This window comes from Idiomarina sp. UBA3162 (genome assembly GCF_002364475.1).
Taxonomy (GTDB): Bacteria; Pseudomonadota; Gammaproteobacteria; order Enterobacterales; family Alteromonadaceae; genus Idiomarina.
Map to the genome: position 1 here is coordinate 36,012 of NZ_DEYI01000059.1, position 25,374 is coordinate 61,385.

Here is a 25,374-nt window from a genome sequence, read left to right on the forward strand (position 1 = left end):
TTAGTCATCACCCTCATCACGTTGCGCCAGCTCACTGATATTGGCCGCAGCGACGTTTTCTTCTACGCTCTCGGCGAGGAACAACACCTCATCAATGCTGGTCACACCTTGTTTAGCAAAATCGAGTGCAACGTTGGCCATTGAGCGATAGCCCTTAGCGTTCTTAGCAGCCTCAGCAAAGCGTTGAGTATCCTCTTGCCGTAATGCTTCCATCATGGCGCTGTTCATTTCAAGCAGTTCAAACACACCGATACGGCCTCGGTATCCAGTGTGGTTACAGTTTTGGCACCCTACGCCCTTTTTAAAAGGCTGGTCGCAGCTACCTTTCTCCAAGTGTTCAAGTATCGCGCGTTGAGCCTCGTCGGGTGTGTCATCTTGTGCGCAGCGCTCACAGACACGCCGCACCAATCGCTGCGCAATCACACCGCGCAGTGCCGCCGCAACGAGGTACGAAGGCGCGCCCATATCAATCAAACGCATGGCACTGGTAATTGCGTCGTTAGTATGTAGCGTTGATAACACCATGTGACCCGTTATCGCGCCGCGTAGGCCGATTTCGACGGTCTCATGGTCACGCATCTCACCCACCATGATAATATCCGGGTCCTGCCGCAACGTGGTACGCAATACGCGGGCAAAATCGAGTCCAATTTTGTTACTCACTTGCACCTGCGAGATCCGCGGTAGACGGTATTCCACAGGATCTTCTACGGTAATAACTTTCTTTTCTTCGGTATTGAGTTCACTCAAGGCGCCATAGAGCGTAGTTGTTTTACCCGAACCGGTTGGGCCCGTTACTAGTAACATACCGTGCGGACGGTGAATTAAGTGACGCACGCGCTTGAGGATATCCGGCGGCATACCGACTTGATCCAACGATAAAATACCGCTGGACTGATCGAGTAAACGCATGACACAAGCTTCGCCGTACTGCACCGGCATGGTGGATACACGCACATCAATACTGTGTTTTTTCACCTTGATGTTAAAGCGCCCGTCCTGAGGTAAGCGGCGCTCGGAAATATCCAGTCCTGCCATCAGTTTCAGGCGTAAAACCAGCGCATTGGCGATATTGGTCTCATCAAGAATATTTTCTTGCAACACACCATCTACCCGTTGGCGGATGCGCAGCATATTTTGATCGGGTTCGATATGAATATCCGAGGCGCGTACTTGTACGGCGTCTTCAAAAATCGACTTTAACAGCTTAGCGACCGTCGCATCATCATCGTCGTCATCTAGGCTATCCGCACCGAGCGTGAAGTCTTCGGTTTTTTCATATTCCGTCTGCAACTGACTCGCAAAGGTCTCAATTTCTTTAGTGCGTCGGTACAAACTATCAAACGCCGACAGCAACTCTCCTTCAGAGACGACCGCCAGTGTAATTTCGCGTGGCGCGAGATGCTGAGTTACCGCATCAACTGCGGCCAAGTCTGCTGGGTCGCTCATCCCTATGAGCGCAGTATCGCTATCGGCCTCAATCACTAAAGCACGGTAACGGCGCGCTTGTACCTCTGGCAACAATTGCACGTCTTTCGGGCTAATTTTTTTGTCGGCAACGCTGACCCGTTCAAGCTTCAATTGCTGGGCTAAAAAATCGAGTAACTGTTCTTCGGTTATATAATCAAGATCAATCAGCGTAGCACCGAGCTTACGCCCGCTCACCTGCTGTTCTTGCAGCGCACTTTCAAGTTGCTCTTCACTGATGACCTGCTCATGTACCAGCAAGTCACCCAGTCGCATTTTAAGACGAGGTCGCTTCATCCTGCTCTACCAATAAGTTGAGTTGTTGCTCGATAAAGTCGAGTGTGGGCGCATGTTGAATTAATTTTCGTGCGCGCTTAAACGCATCTACGGCATTTTCGGTTTCGCCTAACTGCTGTTGCGCAATGGCTTGCCCGAGCCACCAACGACCCTGCGTCGGTTGTGTTTCAGTGAGTGCTTTATAGCTCTGAGCCATTACGCCCCACTGGTTCAATTGCTGGGCGAGTTGTGCTTTTAACCGATAATATTCTAAGTGGTCACTCACTTGCGGTTGCGCTTGTTGTAGCAATGTCAGCGCTAACTGAGGTTGTTCTCGTTTCTGCAGCATTTTAGCCGCAAGCAAGCGCAGTTCATGCGCTTTGGGGTTCAGTTCGAGCCCGGCGGTTAACACCTGTAAAGCGTCCTGCCAGCGATTCCGCCCAAATTGGAGCGCTGCCAGTTGGCGACGTGCTTCGATGTGATTAGGGTCAATGCTCAATACGCGCTGCCAATGCTTTGCAGATTCGCTCAGCAGTCCTTTCTCGGCCGTCTCATGTGCTGCGGTGATTTCGCGTTCGATGAGTTGTTGAGGTGACAATTGAACCGATTTTTTCACCAATGTCGGTTCTGACGCTGGTTCGGGCTCTGGGTCAACTTCAGTTTGAGCATCCATTTGGGGGGTAGGCTCTGACACGGTCTGTGTTGCTGTATCCGCTTCCTTTACCGGTTTAGCCTCAACGGACGCTGGCTGAGGTTCAGGTTTTACATTGGCCTTCTGTTGCGTACTGCCATCTGAAGGTTTTGGTTGCGGCTCCGTCATAGTTGCTGGACGGACGAAATCACTTTTTTGTGAGCTCGGCGCCTGCTGTACTAACCGAGGCTGTGATTTCTCATCGCTTTTAGCATCAAGCGAGCGGCTATCGCCGGCCCAATACGTCCAACTAACGTAACCGGCAATGAGAGCAACCACTAACAGTACGACTGCTGCAATGGCAATCATCCAAGGCAAACGTGAAGATGGGCCCGCAACCGCTGAGCCACCGCTACGCTCTGCCTCACCCGGCTTTTGTCCACGCTTATCCAAATCTTTTAATACTTTATTCAATATACTCATGCGACAGAATTCCACGGCCAAGCGGGATGCTCAAAAGTTAAGCCAAGTAACGCTGAAGCACCCACTAACACCAATAACAATGTCCATATCATCAGGCGCACGGCCGGCGAGCGATAGCGCGTATCTGCGGTATCCTTAGTTGCCAATTTTAAGTCTTTATGTGACAACTTTTTCCGCCCCTCACCGTAAGCCAGTAGCAGCATTTTATGCGCCAACACATTCACTAACCGCGGAATACCTCGGCTACTCTCATACAATGCGGACACCAATCCGGCTGAAAAAATCGGCTCCCCTTTATAGCCCGCGATACGCATGCGATGACCGATGTACTGCGCGGTTTCGCGTGCATTCATTGCGGTCAGTCGATGTGAAAAGCTAATACGCTGTCTTAACTGACGAAAGTTATGTTGCGCCAAACGTTCATCAAGCTCTGGCTGCCCTACTAGAATAATATGCAGTAATTTACGCGACTCAGTCTCTAAATTAGAGAGCAGCCGCAACGCCTCTAGACTATCCTCCGGCAGCGCCTGCGCTTCATCCACAATCAACACGACCGCACGTTCAGACTGACTAATCTCTAACAATCTTTCCTGCAGTGCACGAGCGAGTTGGTGTTCACTCTCTACCGCAGCGGTATCAACGCCCAACTCTTGTGCTACTGCACGTCTAAGTTGGTCAGGGCTAAGATAAGAATCGGGCACATACGCGGTGTAGAAATAATCAGGTATTTCTTCTAGCAGGCGCCGGCATAACAATGTTTTACCGGTACCGACTTCGCCAGTGACTTTAATGAAGCCCTCACCCGTATTCAGCGCCGTTAACACCACTTTAGCCGCTTGATCGTGACTTTTCAGCTCACAGTAGAACTGTGTATTGGGTGTTATGGTAAACGGCAGTTGATTCAGCCCGTAATGATACAAGTACATAGCGATTCAACGTTTACTGGTCTTGAGCGATATCTGGAAACCAGGTTTCCAGCAGCTCACGCGAACGCTCTAGCTCCTTTTGCCAGGTGTCTGCACCGATAACCGTTGGCTTAATTAAAATCACCAACTCTTTCTTAGATGAGTCATTGCTTTTATTTTTGAAAAGATTACCCACCAGCGGCAAGTCGCCCAATAAGGGCACTTTCTCGACATTCTCGGACGTCGAGTTTTGCATCAAGCCTCCCAGCACCACAATTTCTCCGCTACGCGCACGGACGATGGTATCCGATTCACGAATATTGCTACGCGCCAGCGGCAACCTTAACGTCTCGTCACCAATCGTGATAACTTTTTCCTGCTCGCTGGTTTCGACCACCGATGGGTGAACGTGCAGAGTCACTTCACCGTCGTCACTAATTTGAGGCGTTACATCGAGTGAGATACCCGAGAAAAATGGCGTCAAATCAACATTTGAACTCGTTAACGCATCCTGTGTGACTGTAGTATTGGTTTGCGAGGTAACATCAGTGACGTAGTACTCATCCTCACCAATTTTAATCACCGCTTTTTGATTGTTCGAGGCCGTGACGCGTGGGTTTGATAGTACTTGCACACTGCCTTGAGTCTGCAGTAACTCTAAGAAACCTGTAAAACGGTCAGAATTAAATGTTAGACCAAACACGCCGTCGGCCGTGGCGGCAGCAATGTCATTCGGAACGGAGCCATTAAAGCCAAAGTCAAAACGCCCACTCATGTTGAGTTCGTTCCAACGGATACCTTGTTGATACTGATCACCCAACGTGACCTCAACAATGCGCGCTTCAAGAATAACCTGACGTTGCAAACGTGACTGCAAGTTTTCTAGAAACTGATCGACCGCACGCAGCTTAGACGGTTGCGCGGTCACACTGACTAACCCCGCTTGCGGTGAAAGTACCACACTACCATTGCCGCCTACGATGCCTTCTATCATATCTTCTAGGCTGCCCCACAAGTCTGTTTCAGACTGTGTGTTTACCGAAGCACCATTAGCACCGCCGGCATTCATACCACCAAAATTCTGGTTTTGGCCGCTCCCATTCAGGCCACCTAAGCCACTGTTATTAGAAAGGCTACTATTACTACGGTTGTTGTTACCATAGCCACTGTTGTTGTTCCGTTCTTGGCTCACACCGCCGCTGGTAATTTGCGTTTGCGACAAGCCAAAACGTTTTAACGAAAGATAGTCGAGTGTAAATGTTTGCGTGCGCACGCCTGCTGGATACACTTGGATCATTCGGCCTTCGCGACGAACTTCATAACCATAGATATCACTCACGACATCGAGTGTTTCATCAATAGTCACGTCCTTTAAATCAAGCGAAATATCGCCCGTTACATCAGGGTGCACAACGATGTTATAGGGCGTATCCACGGTGAGGCTGTAAAAAAACTGCTTTGCCGCAACACCATCCGCCTGCAACACAAAGCGTGGCTCTTCACCAACAAGCTCACTCGCGCCAGAAACGTTACTCTCTGCAGACTGGTTTAAAAACGCAGCGACATCCGTCGGTAGTGTGGTGGATTTCTTGTTACTACCTTGCACAGGGGTATCTTGCTGCATCGCCTGATAAGCCTCTTGTGGTTTTTTATCGGGCTGATAGGCGCAACTCGTCAGCAACGCTGCTATCGCTGCTATCCAAAGCACTCTCATTCTTGATCTCCCTGAGATTCATTATTCTTTATATTCAATGGCTGAAATAACTTAAGCACGCGTTGCTCTTGATTACTGCGCAGCACAACCTGGTTAGAACCGATACCATCAACCTGATAGCCTGCGATCGTATCCCCAGGCTTGAGCCATTGATTGTTAATTAACGCGCGTTGGGAGTCACTCGACACCACGACTTGCGTTAATACTAAATTCATATCTTGATCAACACCGGCACTGCGACCGGCCTGCCAACCATAGGGGCGGGTAGGGTCTTGCGCCAACGTTTGCACAGAAGTAAGCAGCAGGACGCTTGCCAGCAAATATCCAACACGATAAGGACTAGTTAGCACCGATAAACTCCTTATCCATACTAATAATGCGCCACGCAATCGTGAGTTGCGCTTGTGGATAGGTATCAACCTGATAATTGAATCTTAGCCATTCAACTTCCGGAAACGCGGTTTGCAATTGCTCGGCATAGCGTTTGATGGTAGCAAAGTCGCCCCTAAGCACGGCATCAACCCGATGCTGATAAAGCGCTCCGCTATCTTCATCGGTAATGCGTTCTGGCTGCGGCGTATTGAGCGAAATCAGTTGCATACTATCCGGATAGTTAAGCGCCTCTCGCAAAAACTGCTTTCGTTGCGCGACACCTAAAACGCTGTGCCCACTTGCTTGTTCGACGAGTTGCTGCAAACGTTTTTGCTTACTTGTAATATCTTCGCGCAACGGTTGGTTGACGTCGTGTTGCAATTGACGCTGCAGTTGTTCGTTCAAGGCTTCGGCTTGGGTCACTTGCTGTTGCAGTTGAGCAGTACGTTGACTCGCGGTATTCATGGTTTTAATTTCAGGCATGATCAGCACACTGACTAAGTAAACCGCGATAACTACCCATAACAACGTTGCAATCAGAATGCGGCGATCGCGGGGTTGCTGCTGAAACCAGTCATTCATTTGTTGCCAGCGCTTATTCATCCGACCCTCGCTCACTCGCCAAACTGAAGGTTTGGTTGTCCTGCTCGTCTTGCGATAAGTCGACAACCGAGAAGCGACTGTCACTCAATACCGGTTCGCCATCAAAACGCGCCATCCAGCTTGGAATCAGGTTGCCCTTAATGGCCTTACCATGCAGATTAATGCGTCCCTCTGAAATACCGAACTCAGTCAACCAAAGACCTTCCATATCAATCGCTTGGAGCTCTGCCATCAATTGCTGAGGCGCAATTAGCTGCCGCGACTCAAGATGAGTCAAGCGTTCGTTCAACTGCATTTGTTGCTGAATCCGTCGACTCAAGCTCTCGGATTGTTGAACTAACTGCTGATCAGGGTTCTTTTGTTGTACCTGCGACTGCAACTGAGTTTGTTGCTGTTGCAACTGCTGCAATTGTTGGTTAACACGATCAGCCTCGGCACTACGTTGCTCGGCGATTTGCTGTAGCACAATCCAAGCCACCAGGATAACTAACGTCAGAACCAGCGCCGCAACTAAGCTACGCGCTAACGAAAGTTTTAAAACAACCGGTTTAAGTTCATCGGTATATAAGTTAATCGACTGCTTCATTGGGCATCTCCCTGTGCACTTGGCGTTATACTAGCCGCCAAGGCCTCAAGGTCAGAAAAATCCCCCTCACACAACTCATTCATCCATTGCGGATATTCAAACAGTTCAACGTCAACCGCTAACAACTCATGCAGTGACTCGGCCATCGCCTCTCGCTGAGGACCCGCCACCGCTAAGACAACCTCGCGCAAGCCTGCTTGTCGCAGTTGCCCTTCGTAGTAATCCATTGAACGTTGAATTTCGGTCGCAAGCGGCTCGAGCGCGCCGAGTTTTATTTCTTCTACGCTATATTTGGAGAGGTCTCGCACTCCGCGGAGCTCACGGGTGAATACGAGCTCACCGGCACGATATATTTGCGCTACATAGCGATTCTGACTAAGCCCATATAACACCATGCAGGGCTTTTCTCGATGCTGAAACAAATTCTTTAATACCACCTCACTCACGGTGATATCGGTGAGTTGCCAAGATTGTGCTGCAACCGCATTGACGATATTCGCTAACAGCTCCTTTGCCGCCACCACCGCGGTGACTTTATCCTGGCCACTGGCTTGCAATGGAAGCTCATAATAATCAGTAATCATCTGATCAGGGCTCATTTCTGTCAGTTCATCGAGTTGAAAGCGTAAGCTAGCGGCGAGATCTTCGTCCGGCACATCAGGCCGATCGACCGCCGTCGATTGATAATGAGCGGGCTGCAATACGAACGTCACTTTGGCGTCATCTAACGACAATTTCTTATAACGTTCGTTAAGGTTGCTGAGCGCTTGTGTAATATTATTATTCTGTAGTCGCTCGACATCATTGACGATTAACTCAGGCGCCTTATTTGGCTTTTCTTTAAGGATCAACAGACGAAGTTCAGCAGCGCTGATGCTTATCACTAACTGGTAGTTAGAGCCTGTTTTTTTTCCGAACAAAAAGCGCACTGAGCATTCCTTTGTTTATTTTTTGTATATGGTATCAAACCTCTTACGCTTATTGGAACACAAATGGGCGATATTTCCACAATTTTTGACTCTGTTTTGATTAATCCAGAGAAAAACGTTTAACCGTTTGCTCGAGCTGTGCAGCCAACGTTTGCAAGGTATGCGCAGTACCGCTCGAATGCCGTGTGGCTTCTTGGTTTTGTTGTGCCATACCGGCAAAGCGCTCGACGGTTTCTGCCACTTCATCGCTGGCACGATTTTGCTCCTTCAGCGCATCGCTAATTTCCTGAACGACCTGCATGACCTCATCGAAACTACCACGAATACGCGTCATTGCCTGCCCAGTCATGTCAGCGAGCTCGACGCCCTCCTCTACTTCGCTCACGCCACGCTGCATCTGCTGAACACTGGTTTGTGTGCCCCGCTGGATCTCACCGACCATATGTTCAATTTCATCAGTTGATTCTGCCGTGCGTTGTGCCAAGCTTCTGACCTCATCCGCTACGACTGAGAATCCCCGTCCTTGATCACCCGCGCGAGCCGCTTCGATCGCGGCATTCAAGGCAAGCAAGTTAGTTTGATCGGCGATGCCTTTAATAACAGATACAATGGCGTTAATTTTCTCTGACTGTGAGTCGAGTTCCGTTAGCCGTTGCGAAGCTTGCGTCACCGCCTGATTAATGCGGTCCATCGCCTGCGTCATTTGCTCAATAACCGTGCTACTCTCACGTGCTTCATCACTCGAACGATGGGCGATGGTGCGCGCTTGCTCAGCGTTTTGCGAGACTTGTTCGATACTTGCGCTGAGCTCTTGAATTGCTGTTGCCACAGAGTCCGACGCGTGCGTTTGTTCATCGGACGATGCGGACAACTGCTCAGCGGTACTCGCAACGACACCACTGGACTCATTTAACTCATTAACGGCATTGCGGATATTATTCAGCATGGCTTTGAGCTTGTCTTGCATTGCCACTAACGTTGATAGCACTTGCGCAATTTCATCGTTGCCGTCCGCTTGAATACGGTAATTTAGTTGCCCTTCGGCAATCGCATCAATAGCTTGCTGCGCGTCGGCCAAGCGATTTTGTAACTGCTTTTTAAATGTCCAAGCCGAACCAATCGCTACAAGGGCTACCACTAAACCACCCAGTAACGTTGTCCATTCCGCCAATAAACTCGCCTGATCGGCCTCCGCATGGCGCTCGGTTAACTGTGTACGCTCAAAAGTAATAAAGCTATCCATTAACTCGCGCATCGCTTGCATGTCTTCGCGGCCACGGCCTTGTTTCACAAGGTATGCCGCCTGGTCCAAGCCCATCGCTCCAGGACCGTATTGCAGCCGTATTGAGATAACCGGTTCCATCGCTTCTTCTAGCCAGCGCTGGTACAGCTCATTAAACTCTTCTAAACGTTTTAATTGCGCCGATGAACCTTGGCTAAGCTGTTTAAGCTGCTCCCAAGACTGGCTCAGTTGTGCCTTACCGTCATCATACGGCACCTTGTCCTCATCGTTACCACTGATTACATAACCGCGCTGGCCGCTTTGAATCAACAGTAATTGCTTAACCAAATCTTCCGCGACAGTAATAACCGTAAAGGTTTGTTCAGCTTGAGAAGTGGTGTTAACGAGCGACCGAATACTAAAGAGTGTGGTTGTAATGAGTACAACGAGCACCAGCAGAATGGCAGCAAAGGCTGTATAGAGCTTGTGGGTTAGTTTCATGGGCTTGACCGATAGCAAAAAATAAGAATACTTATTCTAGTATCGGTCAATCAAAAGATAACTTCAGCCCTGAGCATTGTCATAGAGCACTCAGGTGTGAACTTAACAGACGCTTTTTATGAGCGCTTCCAGTGCAACGTTTGACCTGCGTAGTAAGGCACGATAGGTCCTGTTGTAGTTGACACTTGCTCCGGTACTTGCCAGGTTTCTTGCGTTAAAGTCAGACGATCTTCATTCAATGGTAATTGGTAGAACTGCGCACCAAACACTGAACTAAAGTTCTCCAACTTATCGAGCGCATTATGCTGACTAAAAAACTCCGCGTAGAGTTCAATGGCAGCGGGGGCTGAATAGCAGCCTGCACAACCGCATGCGGTCTCTTTGTTGGCCTTTACGTGCGGCGCGGAATCTGTTCCTAGAAAGAACTTAGCACTCCCTGATAATGCCGCTTTTTGTAAACGCTCTTGATGCTCACGACGTTTTAAGATCGGTAAGCAGTAGTTGTGTGGACGCACACCGCCCACTAACAGATGATTGCGATTCATCAACAAATGCTGAGGGGTTATCGTGGCCGCTACATTGTCATGAGCTGAGGTCACAAAGTCGACTGCGTCACCGGTCGTAATGTGCTCCAAAATCAACTTCAGCTCAGGAAATTGCTGAGTAATCGGGATCAAATGACGCTCAATGAACACTTTCTCGCGGTCAAAAATATCGATATCAGCGTCGGTCACTTCACCATGAACCAGTAGCGGCACACCGTGCGCCTGCATCGCTTCGAGTACAGGTGCTAAAGCTTCGACTGATTTTACGCCGGACGCTGAATTGGTAGTTGCACCCGAAGGGTAGAGTTTAAAGCCAATGACTTTTTCCTCAGCGGCTGCTTTTTTTACTTCTTCGACCGTCGTCTCGCCTGTTAAATAAAGTGCCATACGAGGATCAAAGCGCTGATCCGCGCCGAGCTGGGCCATGATGCGTTCACGATAACTTAACGCGGCAGACACGGTTGTCACCGGGGGGACTAAATTCGGCATGACCACAGCACGGTGAAACACTTCAGCAGAATGCGGCACGGTAGTGGCCAGCATTTCTTCATCGCGTAAGTGCAAGTGCCAATCATCGGGGCGGCGGATCGTAATTGAGTTCATCAAGTTACCTCATGGGAGCGAATACACACCCATTAGTATACTGTGTTCGTCAAGTCAGCAACAGAACCTCGTTAACGAATACCCATCGCTTCTTTCCAATGGGTTCTACAACATGAGATATAGCGGTCGTTGCCACCAATCGCAATTTGTTGACCCATTTTCACAGCATTGCCGTGCTCGTCCACCCGAAGCGACATCGTTGCTTTGCGTCCACAATGACAAATCGTCTTCATTTCAACCAGCTTATCTGCCACCGCAAGTAATACGGCACTGCCAGGAAACGCATCACCAAAAGCGTCAGTGCGGATGCCGTAACACATAACGGGGATATTGTGTGTATCGACGACAGTCGTGAGCTGCCAAACTTGTTGTGCGGTTAAAAACTGCGCCTCATCAAGCAAAACACAATCAATCCGACGCTGATGATACTGCTTTAAGATGAGTTCAACGAGATCGCAGTCTTGGGTAAATTGGAGGGCATCACGCGCTATACCTAAGCGTGAAGCAATTTTTCCCTGTCCCGCACGGTTATCGATCGCAGGGGTCATGAGTAACACTTGCTGCTCACGCTCTTCATAGTTATGTGCCACCTGTAATAATGAGGTGCTTTTGCCGGCATTCATTGCCGAATAGGTAAAATAAAGTGATGCCATAGTGGGATTCTTTTTATTATCCAAGTCAATTCTGTGCCAAAATAACGCCAAGCAAATGTTACCGAGGAGTTTTCGATATGCAATACCCTGCCGATTTTATCAAGGCCATTCCTAAAGCTGACCTTCACTTGCACTTAGATGGCAGCTTGCGCGCTTCAAGCCTGATCGACATGGCAAAACGCGCCAGTATCGAGCTCCCCAGTTATACAGAGGAAGGTTTATTTGATCAGGTTTTTAAGTCTCACTACAACAACTTAGGCGAGTACTTAAACGGCTTTCAGTATACCTGCGCTGCGCTGCGCAACTTAGAAAACCTCGAGCAGGCCGCTTACGAGCTCGCCATTGATAACCAAGAAGAAGGGGTGAACTATATCGAAGTTCGCTTTGCCCCTCAGTTGTTAATGAATCCAGCTGCCGGTGTGACCTTTGACACTATTATGCATGTGGTCAACGATGGTCTGAAAAAGGCGAAAAACGAATACAATCAACAACCGAGTGTGCAACAAGGCGAAAAGCCACCCTTTGACTATGGCATCATCAACTGCGCCATGCGCATGTTCGGTAAGAAAGGTTTCTCGCCATACTATACCCAATTGTTCCAACATTTGCGTGACTTTGAACCGATGCAAGTCATCCGTACGGCGGCGATGGAATTGGTACGCGCCAGCGTCAGAATGCGCGACGATGAAGGCTTACCTATCGTCGGTTTAGATATCGCAGGACAAGAAATCGGCTATCCGGCAAGTCAGTTCAAAGATGTGTACGAATACGCCCACGAAAACTTCTTGTTAAAAACCGTACACGCAGGCGAGGCCTATGGCGCAGAGAGTATTTTCGAGGCCCTTACCCAGTGCCACGCGGACCGTCTAGGCCATGGGTACTCGTTGTTCTCACCAGAGATGACCGAAGACCCAACGATTGAAGATCCTAAAGCGTATGGCGAAAACTTGGCTTCATATATTGCCGACCGCCGGATTGCTGTTGAGGTTTGTCTTACCAGTAATCTGCAAACCAATCCAAGCATCGGCGGTATCGAGAACCACAACTTTAAGTATATGCTCGATAACCGTCTAGCCACGGTTATTTGTACCGATAACCGATTGGTATCGCGCACCACCGTCAGCAACGAATATCAATTAGCTGTCGATAATTTTGATATCTCGTTGAAACGTCTAAAAGACATGGTCGCCTACGGTTTTAAAAAGAACTTCTTCCCAGGCGACTATGTGGCTAAGCGCGAATATGCAAAGAAAAACTTAGCTTACTTTGATCGTGTAGTTGAACAATTTGGACTAAAAGACGCCAGCCACTCTTGAGCGGGAACAGGATAAGCGAATAAATACCCTTGCATAACAATCGTGGGGCAGCGCTCGGTCAAGAAGCGCGCCTCACGCTCTGTTTCAACGCCCTCGGCGATCATGCGTAAGTCTAAGTGTTCACCTATCGAGAGAATCGTCTCAACGAGCGCATCGTGGGTCGCTTTCTCACCGATACTGCGAACAAAACTTTGGTCTATCTTGAGCTCACTCACTGGTAGCTTTTGGATATACGCTAACGACGAGTAGCCGGTTCCGAAGTCATCAATCGAGAAACGGATGCCGAGTTTGCTTAACTCGCGCATGACTTCAATGACTTTATCTGTATCTTCTATCAATACGCCCTCGGTGACCTCGATCATCAACTGCTGGGGCTTAAAATGATAGTTTTCTAGCAACTCACTCACGACATGAACTAAATCACCCCGAACAAAATGTCGAGCAGAGATGTTCACTGACAATGCATCAATGGGGTTCTCAGCAATTTCCTTAGAAGCAAGAATCTGTGCGGCACGCTGCAGTACCCAACGGTCAATCGATAGAATCAAATCTGAGCGTTCAGCAATCGGTATAAATACACCCGGGCTAATGAGCCCCTGCTCCGAATGATGCCACCGTACCAAACCTTCGGCACTGACCACCTTACCCGTCGCATCCACTTGAGACTGCAAATATAAATCAAGCTCATCGTTTTTTATCGCATGCCGTAGCATTCTCTCGACATCGAATTGCCGCTTAATCTCCTCTCCATATTGCTGACGATAGACGGCGAAGTGATTGCCCCCGTATCGTTTTGCCTTATGCAAGGCTGTTTCGGCACGACGTAACAATTGTTCTGCATTACCACCTTTTTGTGGATAGACGACCGCGCCTATGGTTGCTGACATGGTCAGAACATCATCGTCTAACTGAATTGGCTTGCGGGTGATCTTGAGCAGCGCCTCGCAGGTCTCATAGAGCTTCTCTTTGGCCACTTCGCGTTTAGAAACTTGCGGTGGGAATAGAACAGCAAACAGGTCAGCCCCCAAATGCGCGAGCTGCACGCCCTGCTGTTCCGTCCACTGCTTCATTCGCTCAGCAAAAGCTTGGACCAAGCGATTGCCGAACTCATGGCCACGCGCATCATTAATCTGTTGTAATCGATCAATGTCGACGAGTAACAAGTAGCCCAGTTCATCCTCTTCTAACGACGCGAGTGCTTGGTCGATGATTTGGGTCATATGCAGTCGGTTGGGCAGGCCGGTCAATGTCTCGTAATAAGCCATATAGTGAAGCCGCTGCTCGTCGGCCTTGCGCTCGGTAATATCGTCTTCAACCGCAATATAGTGAGTGCATTCCCCCTGTTCGTTGTAGACCGGCGTAATAATCGAATACACCGTATAAACTTGCCCATCTTTACGTTGGTTGAGCAATTCACCGCGCCACGTTTGACCTTGGTTAAGGGTGTCCCAAAGTTCATGATACACCGATTGTTGCGTCAGACCTGATTTGAGAATACGGGGGTTATTGCCAACCAGCTCGTCTCGTTGATACCCGGTAATCCACTCAAACGCTTTATTCACATACTCTATTTGGCCTTTGGCATCGGTAATAATAATGCACTCATTGCTTTGGTCTACGGCGGTTTCTAGATTTTTAAGTTTGGACCAATGCGCATGACGCTCGGCAGCGATCGCCTCGACCTGACGCGCCAGCGCCGCAATATCATCCTTGCCGCGTACGTCAATAGCAACCCGCTGTTGCTCATCTCGCATCGCCTGTACACCGGTTTGCATGTGGCCAAGCCGTTTGCTAATACGATAATTCAAATATCTGTGCAGAAGGGCGACCAACAACAGCACGATAATCAATTGAATCGTCAAAGTGGTAAGACGCGACTGAGCCACACTCCAAAAGGTATGCCTTTGCTCGAACGCGATCATAAGTGAGAATGGTCGAAATTCAGGAAAGTCTGAAGATACCGTCAGCGGTACGTACACAATCAAGCGACCTTGGTCCTCAACGTGATGCAGCGTGATGTCGCTGTTTGCATTGAGTTCATGCCAAGTTTGCGACGCGATACTCAACGCTTGATATAAGGGTTTATCGAGCCAGTGATGATCAGCGGCATATTCTATACGCCCCTCTCGGTTGTAGATAAACGCGGCTAGGACATTCGGTTGATCTTGTAACTGGGAAAGAATTTCATGCAACAAATCCGTGCGCTCATAACGCACCACACGATCAAACGTGGCCTGCATCATCTGCGCTGTAGTTAAAACTTCTTGTTCAACTACGTGACGATTCTCCGCTGTTTGTTCGGTAATGGTAAAAGTGGCCAAACTGACAAACATCGCAATGCCAACGAAGCCCACCAATAACGAGATTTGGGTGCTTAGTCGTTGAAAAAACTTAATTGACATCGATGTCATGAGGGCGCTCCATCGCTAAAAACAGATATTAGATATCATTTAGGCGAATTATGCGGCTTAGAGGAATTTTATCAACACTCAATGCCCGTTTTTCTTTATTAACTGCCAAAACGCGTTGCCGCACACTGGTTCAACGCTTTATGTACGAGATAACACACCATCATTGCTGCGATAATTGCGACTAAGGTGCTACTGAGTCGGTACAGCCCTGAATAGACTAGGTCCTGCGTAGGCGAAAGGTACTGGCCAAATAAAATACCGACCGTAGTCAAAGCACCAAAACCCACGCCGGCGCCCGAAGCTTCAAGCACGTGGAGCCTAGCAAACAGCATCACTCCGACCCAGAATAAGGGCACAATAAGCCACAGTGCGTCATACCAATCATACAGCAGAAGTTGTACAGCAAGCCCAAACATGACGCCGATCAGCGTACCCATCGCGCGTTTACGCGCGTAAGTCAGCGCACCATTCCAATGCATGGGAAATAACACCAAAATAGTGGTTGCCTGTGCTGATATTGAGTCTTGCAAATCAAACAGTTGAAAGACTAAAAATGACAAGGTTGTCACCGTGGCACCTAAAATTGCCTCATGACGGACGCGGTTGGATGATTTTTCGGGCGCTACGGGAGGCGCACTGGGCTCTGCTTTGTTGGGAATCAATGTATGCATCATAAAGGCAATAACGATAGCCAACAATGACGCGAAAAAATTACTCGCAATGAGGTTATTGACGTCGGTAGTTGGATAGCTCGCATAATGCAACATGATGCTTAGCATCAACACGCCATTGGCACCAAATAAAAACGCAGTGCCACGTGCCATGAAAGCAAAGCGATACAGAAACAACAAAAATGCGACCATCGTCATGAGTATCGGGTGCCCACCTAATAACTGCGCCACGATACCGACTTCAATCCCACACATAACTGATGCGGCCAATAATTGGCGCGCCACATGTCCGTTAATGACCGGCACTAAGCCCAGCAAGAGCATCGGTAGCACGGTGAAAAAGACACCATAAGATAAGTCAAACAACGTGGTGACTAAGAAGCCGATGGACGCCCCAAAGCCAATGCGCAAGCATTGCCGCAGACCGTTTTCAGTTAATCCGAGCTGTTTCATACCTGCCCCACGTTAGTAAATGTAATGTAACCAACCCAGTAGACGCACTTGAGCTTGTGCAACGGTGCTTTTAAAACCGCCATCGGGCACGATTTGTACTGTTGCCTTAGCGCCAGCAGGACGGTTGTTATCAATACCTTTGGCAAGGCTCAAGTGCACTCGCATACGTTGAGCATCGCGTACCCAGCGGTTCGAGTTAACCGGCTGTGCGAGTGTGCCATCCGCGCTCAACTGACCTGCGTTAACACCGGCATCAACGCTATCTATCGTCGCCTCATAAACGGTACCTGGCTCGGCATCAAAGACAACCAATGCGCGCTGACCTGTTTTAACGTGGCGCAAATTCTTTTCCCTGAAGTCAGCAACGATATCCGCGTGAGGCGATACCAACGCCAGTAATGGGTTACCTTGTCGGGCATATACACCTTCGCTGAGTTTAAGATTACTCACTCGACCCGCGTGTTGCGCACGTATCGTGGTATAACTCAAGTTCAACTCGGCATTGTCCACCGCGTTCTTAGCCTGCTGAATGAGCAGATTGTTAGCGTCGTCTGAATCGCCGCGCTGCACTTTGAGGCTTTCCAACTGCGATTTAACCGCATCGACATTCGCTTGCGCTTGCAACGCCGCGCTCTGCGCCTGATCAAACGCTTGCTCAGATGTACTGCCTTCCTTCACTAAGTTTTTGATTCGCTGCGCCTCACGACTTTGCTCATCAGCAGTCGCTTGTGCTGACTTTAGCTTTGCTTGAGCAGCACGAATTTGTGCATCCAGTTGACGGTTCGACTGTTGTGCTTGCTGCAAAGCTAATTCAGCTTGCTGTAGCTGCAAACGAAAAGGTCGAGGATCTAGCGTAAATAAAGGGTCGCCCGGCTCCACATACTGATTATTGTCAACCAACACTTGTTCTACCGTACCGTTAACCTGCGGCGCGACCTGAGTGACGACGCGAGTCACCATTGCTTGCGGTGTGAGCGGTAACGCTAAATCAGCCCAGAGGAAATAAGCAAACAATGCGATAAAGCCAATAAGCGCTCGCTTAACCCACTTCGCGAATTTTTCATCAGCCGTCATTGTGTGTCACCTCTTTGCTTATCGTCGTGCTTCTTTTGCTCACTGCACATTTGGTGGGCGTTACGCGAAATTATCGCCAATACATGCTTAACCGTTTCAATGTCTTCGTCGGCAATATCAGCCATCAGCGTACGACGTACCTTTAGGATTTTGGCTTCCATCTTTTTCACCAACGCATGACCGGCGTCGGTTAGATAAACTCGCTTAGCGCGGCCATCGTCTGGGCATACGCGCCGTACAACAAGTGACTGTTGCTCTAGCTGTGTCAACGTTCGCATTAATGATGCGAGTTCTATCTCCAACGCCTCTGCCAATTGCTTTTGACTTGCGCCATCACCGATTCGCACCAGCTTCCACATCGCGCTCCAGCGTGGGTAAGTTAAACCTAAGGGTGCCAGTTCACGATCTGCGACAGATTGCCATTGCCGTGCCACCCGTCCTAAACGTTCGGGCACGGACAGTTGTTTGAGTTGCTCTTGTGAGAGTGTCATAACCTGATCTCATTTAGTTAGCTTGCTAAGTATATTAACAAAGTTAGCAAGCTAAGTAAATTAAGGTGATTTCGATGGGTCTAATCGGAGAGACAGATACAAAAAAGCCCTCGACTGAGGGCTTTCGATAAATAGCGAGTGAAGTCGTGACCTAGAACGGAATATCGTCATCAAAATCGTTATCGGGTGAAAACGGTTCTGGTTGTGAAGGCTGCTGATTTTGGTTAGAACGCATCGCATTGCCTTGGTTTGACTGACCACCTTGAAAACCTTGTTGCTGTCCAAAACCTTGGTTCGGATTGCCCTGCTGATTAGGCGCAGGCTGATTGCCGCCTTGGTTTTGATTCATGCCCTGGTTCATACCTTGATGCATGCCTTGGTTCATGCCCTGATTCATACCTTGGCCTTGACCCATGCCAGAGCCGCCACGAGAATCGAGCATTTGCATTTCGTTAATTACGATTTCTGTCGTGTAACGATCTTGGCCGTCTTGGCCTTGCCATTTACGTGTTTGTAAGCGGCCTTCGACGTACACTTTTGAGCCCTTTTTGAGGTACTCACCGGCAATTTCTGCTAAGCGACGATAAGCAACACAACGGTGCCACTCGGTTTGTTCACGCGGCTCACCTGTTTGCTTGTCTTTCCACGTTTCGCTCGTTGCGATTGAGAGATTAGCAATAGCGGTACTGTTCTGGGTATACCGAACTTCAGGATCGGCGCCCAAGTTACCGACCAAAATTACCTTATTCACACCGCGACTGGCCATATTTCTCTCCTGTTCTAAAATTTTCTCTTTTAATAGTTTAACACGCTATTGGGCCGATTTGTGACGTTCGATCAATGCTTCGACTGCATGCTCATCATACTGCTTTTTATCAACTTTTAAATAGGTGACTCTATCGTCAGATGCGTAACGAACTTCTTCGACACCGGATATCCCGAGTAGCGCATCATTAAATTGATCAAGGGTCTGTTGCTCAAGCCCTTTCAAACTAATCACCACGTTTGTTACGGCTTTAGGGTTTTGCATCAAACGGCTCAAAACAAACCATAACGCTAGTATAGCTAAACTCGCGACGCCAATCCCTTTAAGCTGATAAGTTTGTAAGAGCCAACCGCCTAGCGCGCCACCGACGAACGCCCCGCTAAACTGACAGGTGGAATATATGCCACTGGCACTCCCTTTACTACCCGCCGGGGCAATACGTGTGAGCAATGAAGGTAGCGTTGCTTCTAAGAAGTTAAAGCCAGTGAAAAACACCACCAACGCGATCGCTATCACAATCAGCGAAGCACCCCACCACGTTATGAGTGTCGCGCCCACCATCAGCAATAAAATCGACAACCTAAACCAAGTGACATGTTGATTGGTTTTTGCGCCGTGAATAATCATGGGCACCATTAACGCGATCGACAGCACCAAGGTGGGTAAATAAAATAAGGCATGGTATTCCGTTCGCACATCATGCGCTGCTAACAACGTTGGTAAGCTAATAAACCAAGAGGTCAGTACCGCGTGGAGTACAAACACGCCGCCATTGAGTAACCAAAGTTGGCGATGTCTTAGCAAGTGTTTAAGTTCCGTGGCCACGGGCAACGCCTCGCGGCGAGCTGATTTAGTCAATGTTTTTGGCACTGCGACGAGTAACAAGCCAATACCCACGAGGGCGCTCGCGGCGGTAAACCAAAACAGGCCTTGTAAGCCAATATGGTCTGCGAGTAACGGGCCGATAATCAGCGCAAGAGCAAATGCCAAGCCAATGCACATACCGATAATCGCCATGACTTTCGAGCGTTGATTATCGCGTGAAACATCGGCTGCCATTGCTAAAATAGCCGCTGCAATGGCACCAATTCCTTGCACGGCGCGCCCAACAACGACGCCCATCAAGCTATCCGCTTGTGCAGCAATCACACTACCTAAAGCAAAGACCAACAGGCCACCCACGATGATAGGACGACGTCCTATTCGATCCGATAACATGCCCAGAGGAATTTGGAAAAAAGCTTGAGTTAAACCGTAGGCCCCTAAGGCAACACCCATTAACGCTGGCGTGTAATCGGGGTACTGATGGGCATAAATTGCCATGACAGGCATGATCAAAAACAGGCCTAACATGCGTATGCCAAAGACTGAGGCAAGTGCGAACGCTGCGCGCTTTTCTGTTCTATTTAACTGTTGCTGACTCATAATGCTCGCTATTATGAACGACTGAGCCGGCATTGTACCAGATACCCCAGTCTGTGCGATAATACTCGGCTCACTCGGTTGAATCATTTACGCCTATGCGCGGAGAAAAAAGTTTACTATGGACAAAATCGAAGTACGTGGTGCGCGAACACACAACCTAAAGAATTTTAACCTGACCATACCGCGCGATAAGCTCGTAGTCATTACGGGGTTATCCGGCTCAGGCAAGTCATCGTTGGCGTTTGATACGTTGTACGCCGAAGGTCAACGACGTTATGTCGAGTCACTCTCCGCTTACGCCCGTCAGTTTTTGTCTTTGATGGAAAAACCTGATGTAGATGGCATTGAAGGTTTATCACCTGCGATCTCCATTGAACAGAAGTCCACGTCTCACAACCCGCGCTCAACGGTGGGTACGATTACCGAGATATACGATTATTTACGTCTACTGTTTGCCCGCGTGGGCGAGCCTCGCTGTCCGACACACGATGTGCCGTTGGCGGCGCAAACTATTTCACAGATGGTTGATCAGGTGCTCACCGAGCCCGCTGAATCAAAACGCATGTTGTTAGCTCCCATCGTACAGAACCGCAAAGGCGAGCACGTTAAGGTGTTAGAAAACCTCGCCTTACAGGGCTTTATTCGCGCGCGAATTGACGGTGAGATCTGTGACCTGAGCGATCCACCGACACTCGAGTTGCAAAAGAAGCACACCATTGAAGTGGTTGTTGACCGATTTAAAGTGCGTGAAGGTATCGAGCAACGCTTAGCTGAGTCGTTTGAAACTGCTATTGATATGACCGGTGGTACGGCGTTTGTTGCACCAATGCCGGGTGAAGAAGGCGAGACGCTGATTTTCTCGGCTAACTTTGCCTGTCCACACTGTGGTTACAGTATGCAAGAGCTGGAACCGCGCTTGTTCTCGTTCAATAACCCAGCCGGCGCTTGCCAAACCTGCGATGGCTTGGGTGTAGAGCAATTTTTTGATCCGAGTAAGGTGGTCGTCAATGGCGACTTATCGCTCACCGGTGGCGCTATCCGCGGTTGGGATAAACGCAATTTTTATTACTACCAGATGCTACAGTCATTGGCTAAGCACTATGACTTTAAGTTGTCGGTGCCATTCAATGAATTAAGCGAAGATACTCGTGCAGTGTTGCTCTACGGCAGCGGCAAAGAAGAAATCAAGTTCACTTATATGAATGATCGAGGCGATAAGGTCGTTCGTGCGCATCCGTTTGAGGGGATTATCCCTAATATGCAACGCCGGTATCGTGAGACCGAATCACAAGCGGTACGCGACGAGTTGGCAAAATACATTGCCGTACAACCCTGTAAAAGCTGTCACGGTAGCCGTTTGCGTACTGAGGCGCGTCATGTGTTTATCGAAAATACAAACTTACCTCAGGTCTCAGAGCGTTCGATTGGCGATGCATTAGACTTTTTCCAAAGCCTTGATCTTGACGGTCAGCGTGGAAAAATCGCTGAAAAAATATTGAAAGAGATTAACGATAGGCTCGGCTTCTTGGTCAATGTGGGATTGAATTACCTAAGCCTGTCACGTAGTGCAGAAACCTTATCCGGTGGTGAGGCGCAGCGAATTCGTTTAGCCAGTCAGATTGGCGCCGGCTTGGTGGGTGTGATGTACGTACTGGATGAACCGAGCATTGGCCTTCACCAACGTGATAACGAACGTCTATTAAACACTTTGATTCATTTGCGCGATTTGGGCAATACCGTGCTGGTGGTTGAACATGATGAAGATGCCATTCGTCAGGCGGATCATGTGATTGATATTGGTCCCGGTGCGGGTGTGCATGGCGGCGAGATCGTTGCCCAAGGCTCCGTTGAGGATATCGTTGGCACTGAGCGGTCACTAACCGGCGATTACTTATCAGGTCGTAAGGTTATCGACGTACCGGCTAAACGACATGATCCAGATGACCGTTGGCTAAAAATTATTGGTGCGACAGGTAACAACCTAAAAAATGTCGATTTAAACATTCCTTTAGGTTTAATGACCTGCGTCACAGGTGTTTCTGGCTCCGGTAAATCAACCTTAGTCAACGATACGTTGTTTAAAGTCGCTCATCGCGAATTGAATGGCGCAACCACGGGGGAAGCTGCACCGCACGAACGTGTAGAAGGTATGGAGCTGTTAGATAAAGTGGTCGATATCGACCAAAGTCCGATTGGCCGTACGCCACGCTCTAACCCTGCGACTTACACCGGGATTTTTACACCAATTCGTGAGCTATTTGCCGGTGTACCAGAAGCCAGAGCGCGCGGTTATAAACCAGGACGCTTTAGCTTTAACGTTAAAGGCGGACGTTGCGAGGCGTGTCAGGGTGACGGGGTCATTAAGGTTGAAATGCACTTCTTACCGGATGTTTATGTTCCCTGTGATATTTGTAAGGGTAAACGTTACAACCGTGAAACGTTGGACATTCAATACAAGGGCAAGAATATCCACGAAGTATTGGATATGACCATCGAAGAGGCCCGTGAGTTCTTTGACCCCATTCCCGCAATTGCGCGCAAGTTGCAAACACTAATGGATGTGGGTCTGTCTTATGTACGCCTTGGCCAGTCGGCAACGACGTTATCGGGTGGTGAAGCACAGCGTGTGAAGCTATCACGCGAGTTGTCGAAGCGAGATACAGGACGCACGCTTTATATTCTGGATGAGCCTACTACAGGACTCCACTTCCATGACATCAAACAGTTACTAGCGGTGATTCATCGTTTGCGTGACCATGGGAATACCGTGGTTGTTATCGAGCACAACTTAGATGTGATTAAGACCGCTGACTGGATTGTTGACTTAGGTCCTGAAGGTGGTTCAGGGGGTGGTGAGATCTTAACCGAAGGCGCTCCCGAAAAAATCGTCAATGAAAAGCGGTCTCACACCGCACGCTTTCTTAAACCCATGCTTAAATCGTCATAGGAAGACAGGATGTTAGAAGAGCAGTTTAAAGTTCGTTTTTATGAAACCGATGCCTTAGGTCATGTGAACAACACCGTTGTGCCTATGTGGATTGAGACCGGTCGGCTACCTATATTTGAATTCTTTGGTGAAATGTCACCGGAAACAAAAAGCCTGATCGTTGCTCGTCTTGAAGTTGATTTTGCGCGTCCCATTTTCTTTGGCTCGAATGTGACCGTGAAGACGTTTGTTCAACGTCTTGGCGGCAGTTCCTTTGATATTGGTACCGAAATCTGGCAAAAAGGTGAGCTCTGCGCCAAGGGCAAAACGGTACTTGTTTATTTCGATTTTGAGCAACAACGTTCGGTAACCTTAAGTGATGAGCTAAGGCAACGCCTAGTTGAGCTACAACATCCGGAGCATCCCATTGACGCGTGATTTGGTAAGTGGTGGGCAAAAGATTCATGCCCCTGATGACCTCAATCGCTTGTTGACTGAAATTCATCAGCAAGCGATGCAGATCCAATCGGGGAAAGTCGCCGATTATATACCTGCGCTCGCTGCGGTCGACCCCGATCAATGTGCCCTTACGTTAACGACACTCGATGGTGAAGTGTTCAACGTAGGTGACACAGACACGCTGTTTTCTATTCAGTCTATTTCCAAAATTTTCGGTTTGATGATGGCGATGGATCGTTTAGGTGACGATTTGTGGAAACGGGTCAAGATGGAACCTTCAGGACAGGCATTTAATTCGATTGTGCAGTTGGAATGGGAAAAGGGGATTCCTCGCAACCCCATGATCAACGCAGGCGCGATTTTAATTAGCGACGTGCTAGTTAGCCACTACTCGACAAGTAAAAACGCTGTGATGAGCCTTGTGCGTAATCTATGTGGCAACGATCGCATCTATGCGGATGAATCCGTGCATGCCTCCGAGAAAGAGCACGGTCACCGCAATGCGGCCTCCGCCCACTTGATGAAGAGCTTCGATAATATTGAATCGGATGTTGACGAAGTGCTCGACCATTATTTTTGGCAATGTGCAATTAGCATGAGCTGCGAGAACCTCGCTCGCTCTTTCACATTTCTTGCTAATGCGGGAGTATGTCCTTTCTCTCAAAGAGAAATAATTAGTAAGCGAGATGCTCAACGCATCAATGCATTACTTTCGACCAGCGGTATGTATGATCAAAGTGGTGAGTTCGCCTTTACCGTCGGCGTGCCTGCGAAGAGTGGTGTCGGTGGCGGCATTGTCGCTATTGTGCCTGATTTTGGCGTGATTTCGGCATGGAGTCCAAAATTGAATGAGTTCGGCAACAGCGCACGCGGTATGTTCATGGTTCGAGAGTTAGCCAATAGACTCGGCTTAAGTGTTTATTAGCGTCTCAAGCCAAGACGATAGACTTGGAAGCGCGTCAAGTTAAACCGTTGCAGCAATTTGTCGATGTGCCCCTGACGCGCTAATTCACGCACCAATTGTTGCATCGTCTCCTGGGTTAGACGTTTATTATGCCCTACGATCATGCTCAGCATGTAATCATCAAAGATCTGGTCAGAGACAAGCAAATCTTTCTCATATTGATCGCCGGCATTTTGTAGGGCTGATAGCAGTTCATCATTTATCGGCATGACATCAATGCGACCGCCCATTAACATCCGCAAATTAGTCAGTGCCGAGTGAGACAAATACGCTCTATAGGCTCGGCCTAACTCGTCTGCAGTACGCTCAGTACCATCGAAGTTATAGTGATAGCCTTTTACCGCGCCTACCGTCTTCCCTTCTAATGTGTCGAAAAAGGCTTGGGTTCGGCCCGGTTTTCTTTTAGCGACAAAACGTTCGCGACCTCGAATAATTGGGATAGTCGACTCAACGTTTCGATTTTTCCAACCCCATTCCTCAGACTCAAAAAAGATGACGTCGCAACAACCGTTCTCGGACAATGCTTGATAACGCCCATTAGGAGGAATGACTTGTAACTGAAAGTCGTAGGTATCTTGGTATTCATTCAAAATCTGAATGAGTTCACGAGTGACATCCGTTTCAAGCCCCATCGAAAAATAGGGAGGATAATCATATGCAGCAACATACACAGGTGTTTGTGCGCTTGCATTCTTGATGAATGAAACGCTCGTCAAAAAGTATGTTATCAACAAAAAGAGACTTCTTCGCACTGCACTTATTTAGCTTGAAACTGGACGGTTATAGTGGGGTTAAAGCTGATAAATGTCAATAATTGGAGTCAAATGCAGCCGTTCTGACACGACTTTACACGAATAAACACCAACCCATAAAAAAACCCGGCCGAAGCCGGGTTTTTGACTCACTGTCGCTTGCGCATTAAGCGCAA

The 25,374-nt window shown here is 48.7% G+C and carries 22 protein-coding genes; 4 read left to right on the plus strand and 18 right to left on the minus strand.

Annotated features, from left to right (window positions below; translation table 11 throughout):
* The 11 genes from B2X00_RS07620 to B2X00_RS07670 all read right to left on the minus strand — a co-directional run bounded on the left by B2X00_RS07620 (position 1) and on the right by B2X00_RS07670 (position 11,490).
* On the minus strand, positions 1 to 1,764 hold the full coding sequence (locus B2X00_RS07620; protein ID WP_290486906.1) for a GspE/PulE family protein: 1,764 nt from the start codon (positions 1,762 to 1,764) through the stop codon (positions 1 to 3).
* Positions 1,745 to 2,857 (minus strand): tetratricopeptide repeat protein, encoded by a 1,113-nt coding sequence (locus tag B2X00_RS07625; RefSeq protein ID WP_290486908.1) that lies wholly within the window; start codon positions 2,855 to 2,857, stop codon positions 1,745 to 1,747. The genes B2X00_RS07620 and B2X00_RS07625 overlap by 20 nt, the downstream gene beginning before the upstream one ends.
* On the minus strand, positions 2,854 to 3,783 hold the full coding sequence (locus B2X00_RS07630; protein WP_290486909.1) for an ExeA family protein: 930 nt from the start codon (positions 3,781 to 3,783) through the stop codon (positions 2,854 to 2,856). The genes B2X00_RS07625 and B2X00_RS07630 overlap by 4 nt, the downstream gene beginning before the upstream one ends.
* Before the next feature lie 13 nt (positions 3,784 to 3,796).
* A complete protein-coding gene (gene mshL / locus B2X00_RS07635; protein ID WP_290486911.1) occupies positions 3,797 to 5,476 on the minus strand; it encodes a pilus (MSHA type) biogenesis protein MshL in 1,680 nt (559 codons plus the stop codon).
* A complete protein-coding gene (locus B2X00_RS07640; protein ID WP_290486913.1) occupies positions 5,473 to 5,826 on the minus strand; it encodes a hypothetical protein in 354 nt (117 codons plus the stop codon). The genes mshL and B2X00_RS07640 overlap by 4 nt, the downstream gene beginning before the upstream one ends.
* Positions 5,816 to 6,451: a hypothetical protein gene (locus tag B2X00_RS07645; RefSeq protein ID WP_290486915.1), complete on the minus strand. Its 636-nt coding sequence runs from the start codon at positions 6,449 to 6,451 to the stop codon at positions 5,816 to 5,818. The genes B2X00_RS07640 and B2X00_RS07645 overlap by 11 nt, the downstream gene beginning before the upstream one ends.
* A complete protein-coding gene (locus tag B2X00_RS07650) occupies positions 6,444 to 7,037 on the minus strand; it encodes a PilN domain-containing protein (RefSeq protein ID WP_290486917.1) in 594 nt (197 codons plus the stop codon). The genes B2X00_RS07645 and B2X00_RS07650 overlap by 8 nt, the downstream gene beginning before the upstream one ends.
* Positions 7,034 to 7,966 (minus strand): Type II secretory pathway component, encoded by a 933-nt coding sequence (locus B2X00_RS07655; protein ID WP_290486918.1) that lies wholly within the window; start codon positions 7,964 to 7,966, stop codon positions 7,034 to 7,036. The genes B2X00_RS07650 and B2X00_RS07655 overlap by 4 nt, the downstream gene beginning before the upstream one ends.
* Before the next feature lie 100 nt (positions 7,967 to 8,066).
* A complete protein-coding gene (locus B2X00_RS07660) occupies positions 8,067 to 9,689 on the minus strand; it encodes a methyl-accepting chemotaxis protein (RefSeq protein WP_290486920.1) in 1,623 nt (540 codons plus the stop codon).
* Between the two features lie 116 nt (positions 9,690 to 9,805).
* Positions 9,806 to 10,837, minus strand: a complete 1,032-nt coding sequence (gene pyrC, locus B2X00_RS07665; protein WP_290486922.1) for a dihydroorotase — start codon at positions 10,835 to 10,837, stop codon at positions 9,806 to 9,808.
* A gap of 71 nt (positions 10,838 to 10,908) precedes the next feature.
* The gene (locus tag B2X00_RS07670; protein WP_290486924.1) at positions 10,909 to 11,490 is read right to left on the minus strand and encodes a thymidine kinase; all 582 of its coding nucleotides are present in this window, start codon (positions 11,488 to 11,490) and stop codon (positions 10,909 to 10,911) included.
* Positions 11,491 to 11,567: 77 nt separating this feature from the next.
* Between B2X00_RS07670 and B2X00_RS07675 the strand changes: the two genes are divergently transcribed.
* The gene (locus B2X00_RS07675) at positions 11,568 to 12,806 is read left to right on the plus strand and encodes an adenosine deaminase family protein (RefSeq protein WP_290486926.1); all 1,239 of its coding nucleotides are present in this window, start codon (positions 11,568 to 11,570) and stop codon (positions 12,804 to 12,806) included.
* On the opposite strand, the gene B2X00_RS07680 is transcribed toward B2X00_RS07675, so the two are convergent.
* From B2X00_RS07680 to B2X00_RS07705, 6 genes are all read right to left on the minus strand, one after another.
* A complete protein-coding gene (locus tag B2X00_RS07680; RefSeq protein ID WP_290486928.1) occupies positions 12,752 to 15,217 on the minus strand; it encodes a putative bifunctional diguanylate cyclase/phosphodiesterase in 2,466 nt (821 codons plus the stop codon). The genes B2X00_RS07675 and B2X00_RS07680 overlap by 55 nt on opposite strands.
* 98 nt (positions 15,218 to 15,315) lie before the next feature.
* Positions 15,316 to 16,341, minus strand: coding sequence for a DUF2955 domain-containing protein (locus B2X00_RS07685; protein ID WP_290486930.1), 1,026 nt, complete (start codon positions 16,339 to 16,341; stop codon positions 15,316 to 15,318).
* A 12-nt stretch (positions 16,342 to 16,353) separates the two neighbouring features.
* Complete coding sequence (locus tag B2X00_RS07690) at positions 16,354 to 17,415, minus strand: HlyD family secretion protein (protein ID WP_290486931.1); 1,062 nt, start codon at positions 17,413 to 17,415, stop codon at positions 16,354 to 16,356.
* Positions 17,412 to 17,906 carry a MarR family transcriptional regulator gene (locus tag B2X00_RS07695; RefSeq protein WP_290486933.1) on the minus strand — a complete coding sequence of 165 codons (495 nt, stop codon included), beginning with the start codon at positions 17,904 to 17,906 and terminating at the stop codon, positions 17,412 to 17,414. Before B2X00_RS07695 ends, B2X00_RS07690 begins: the two co-directional genes overlap by 4 nt.
* Positions 17,907 to 18,057: 151 nt before the next feature.
* Positions 18,058 to 18,672 (minus strand): single-stranded DNA-binding protein, encoded by a 615-nt coding sequence (ssb, locus tag B2X00_RS07700; protein WP_290486935.1) that lies wholly within the window; start codon positions 18,670 to 18,672, stop codon positions 18,058 to 18,060.
* 45 nt (positions 18,673 to 18,717) lie between these two features.
* A complete protein-coding gene (locus tag B2X00_RS07705; protein WP_290486937.1) occupies positions 18,718 to 20,097 on the minus strand; it encodes an MFS transporter in 1,380 nt (459 codons plus the stop codon).
* A 118-nt stretch (positions 20,098 to 20,215) separates the two neighbouring features.
* Here B2X00_RS07705 and uvrA point away from each other — a divergent pair, with 118 nt between their 5' ends.
* The 3 genes from uvrA to B2X00_RS07720 are packed head-to-tail and all read left to right on the plus strand — an operon-like array spanning position 20,216 to position 24,407.
* Positions 20,216 to 23,044, plus strand: a complete 2,829-nt coding sequence (uvrA, locus tag B2X00_RS07710) for an excinuclease ABC subunit UvrA (protein ID WP_290486938.1) — start codon at positions 20,216 to 20,218, stop codon at positions 23,042 to 23,044.
* 9 nt (positions 23,045 to 23,053) lie between these two features.
* Positions 23,054 to 23,461, plus strand: coding sequence for an acyl-CoA thioesterase (locus tag B2X00_RS07715; RefSeq protein WP_071463005.1), 408 nt, complete (start codon positions 23,054 to 23,056; stop codon positions 23,459 to 23,461).
* Positions 23,451 to 24,407: a glutaminase gene (locus B2X00_RS07720; protein ID WP_290486943.1), complete on the plus strand. Its 957-nt coding sequence runs from the start codon at positions 23,451 to 23,453 to the stop codon at positions 24,405 to 24,407. The genes B2X00_RS07715 and B2X00_RS07720 overlap by 11 nt, the downstream gene beginning before the upstream one ends.
* Here the strand turns inward: B2X00_RS07720 and B2X00_RS07725 are convergent.
* Positions 24,404 to 25,180: a substrate-binding periplasmic protein gene (locus tag B2X00_RS07725; RefSeq protein ID WP_290486947.1), complete on the minus strand. Its 777-nt coding sequence runs from the start codon at positions 25,178 to 25,180 to the stop codon at positions 24,404 to 24,406. The two genes, B2X00_RS07720 and B2X00_RS07725, sit on opposite strands and share 4 nt — an antisense overlap.
* Positions 25,181 to 25,374: the final 194 nt, after the last annotated feature.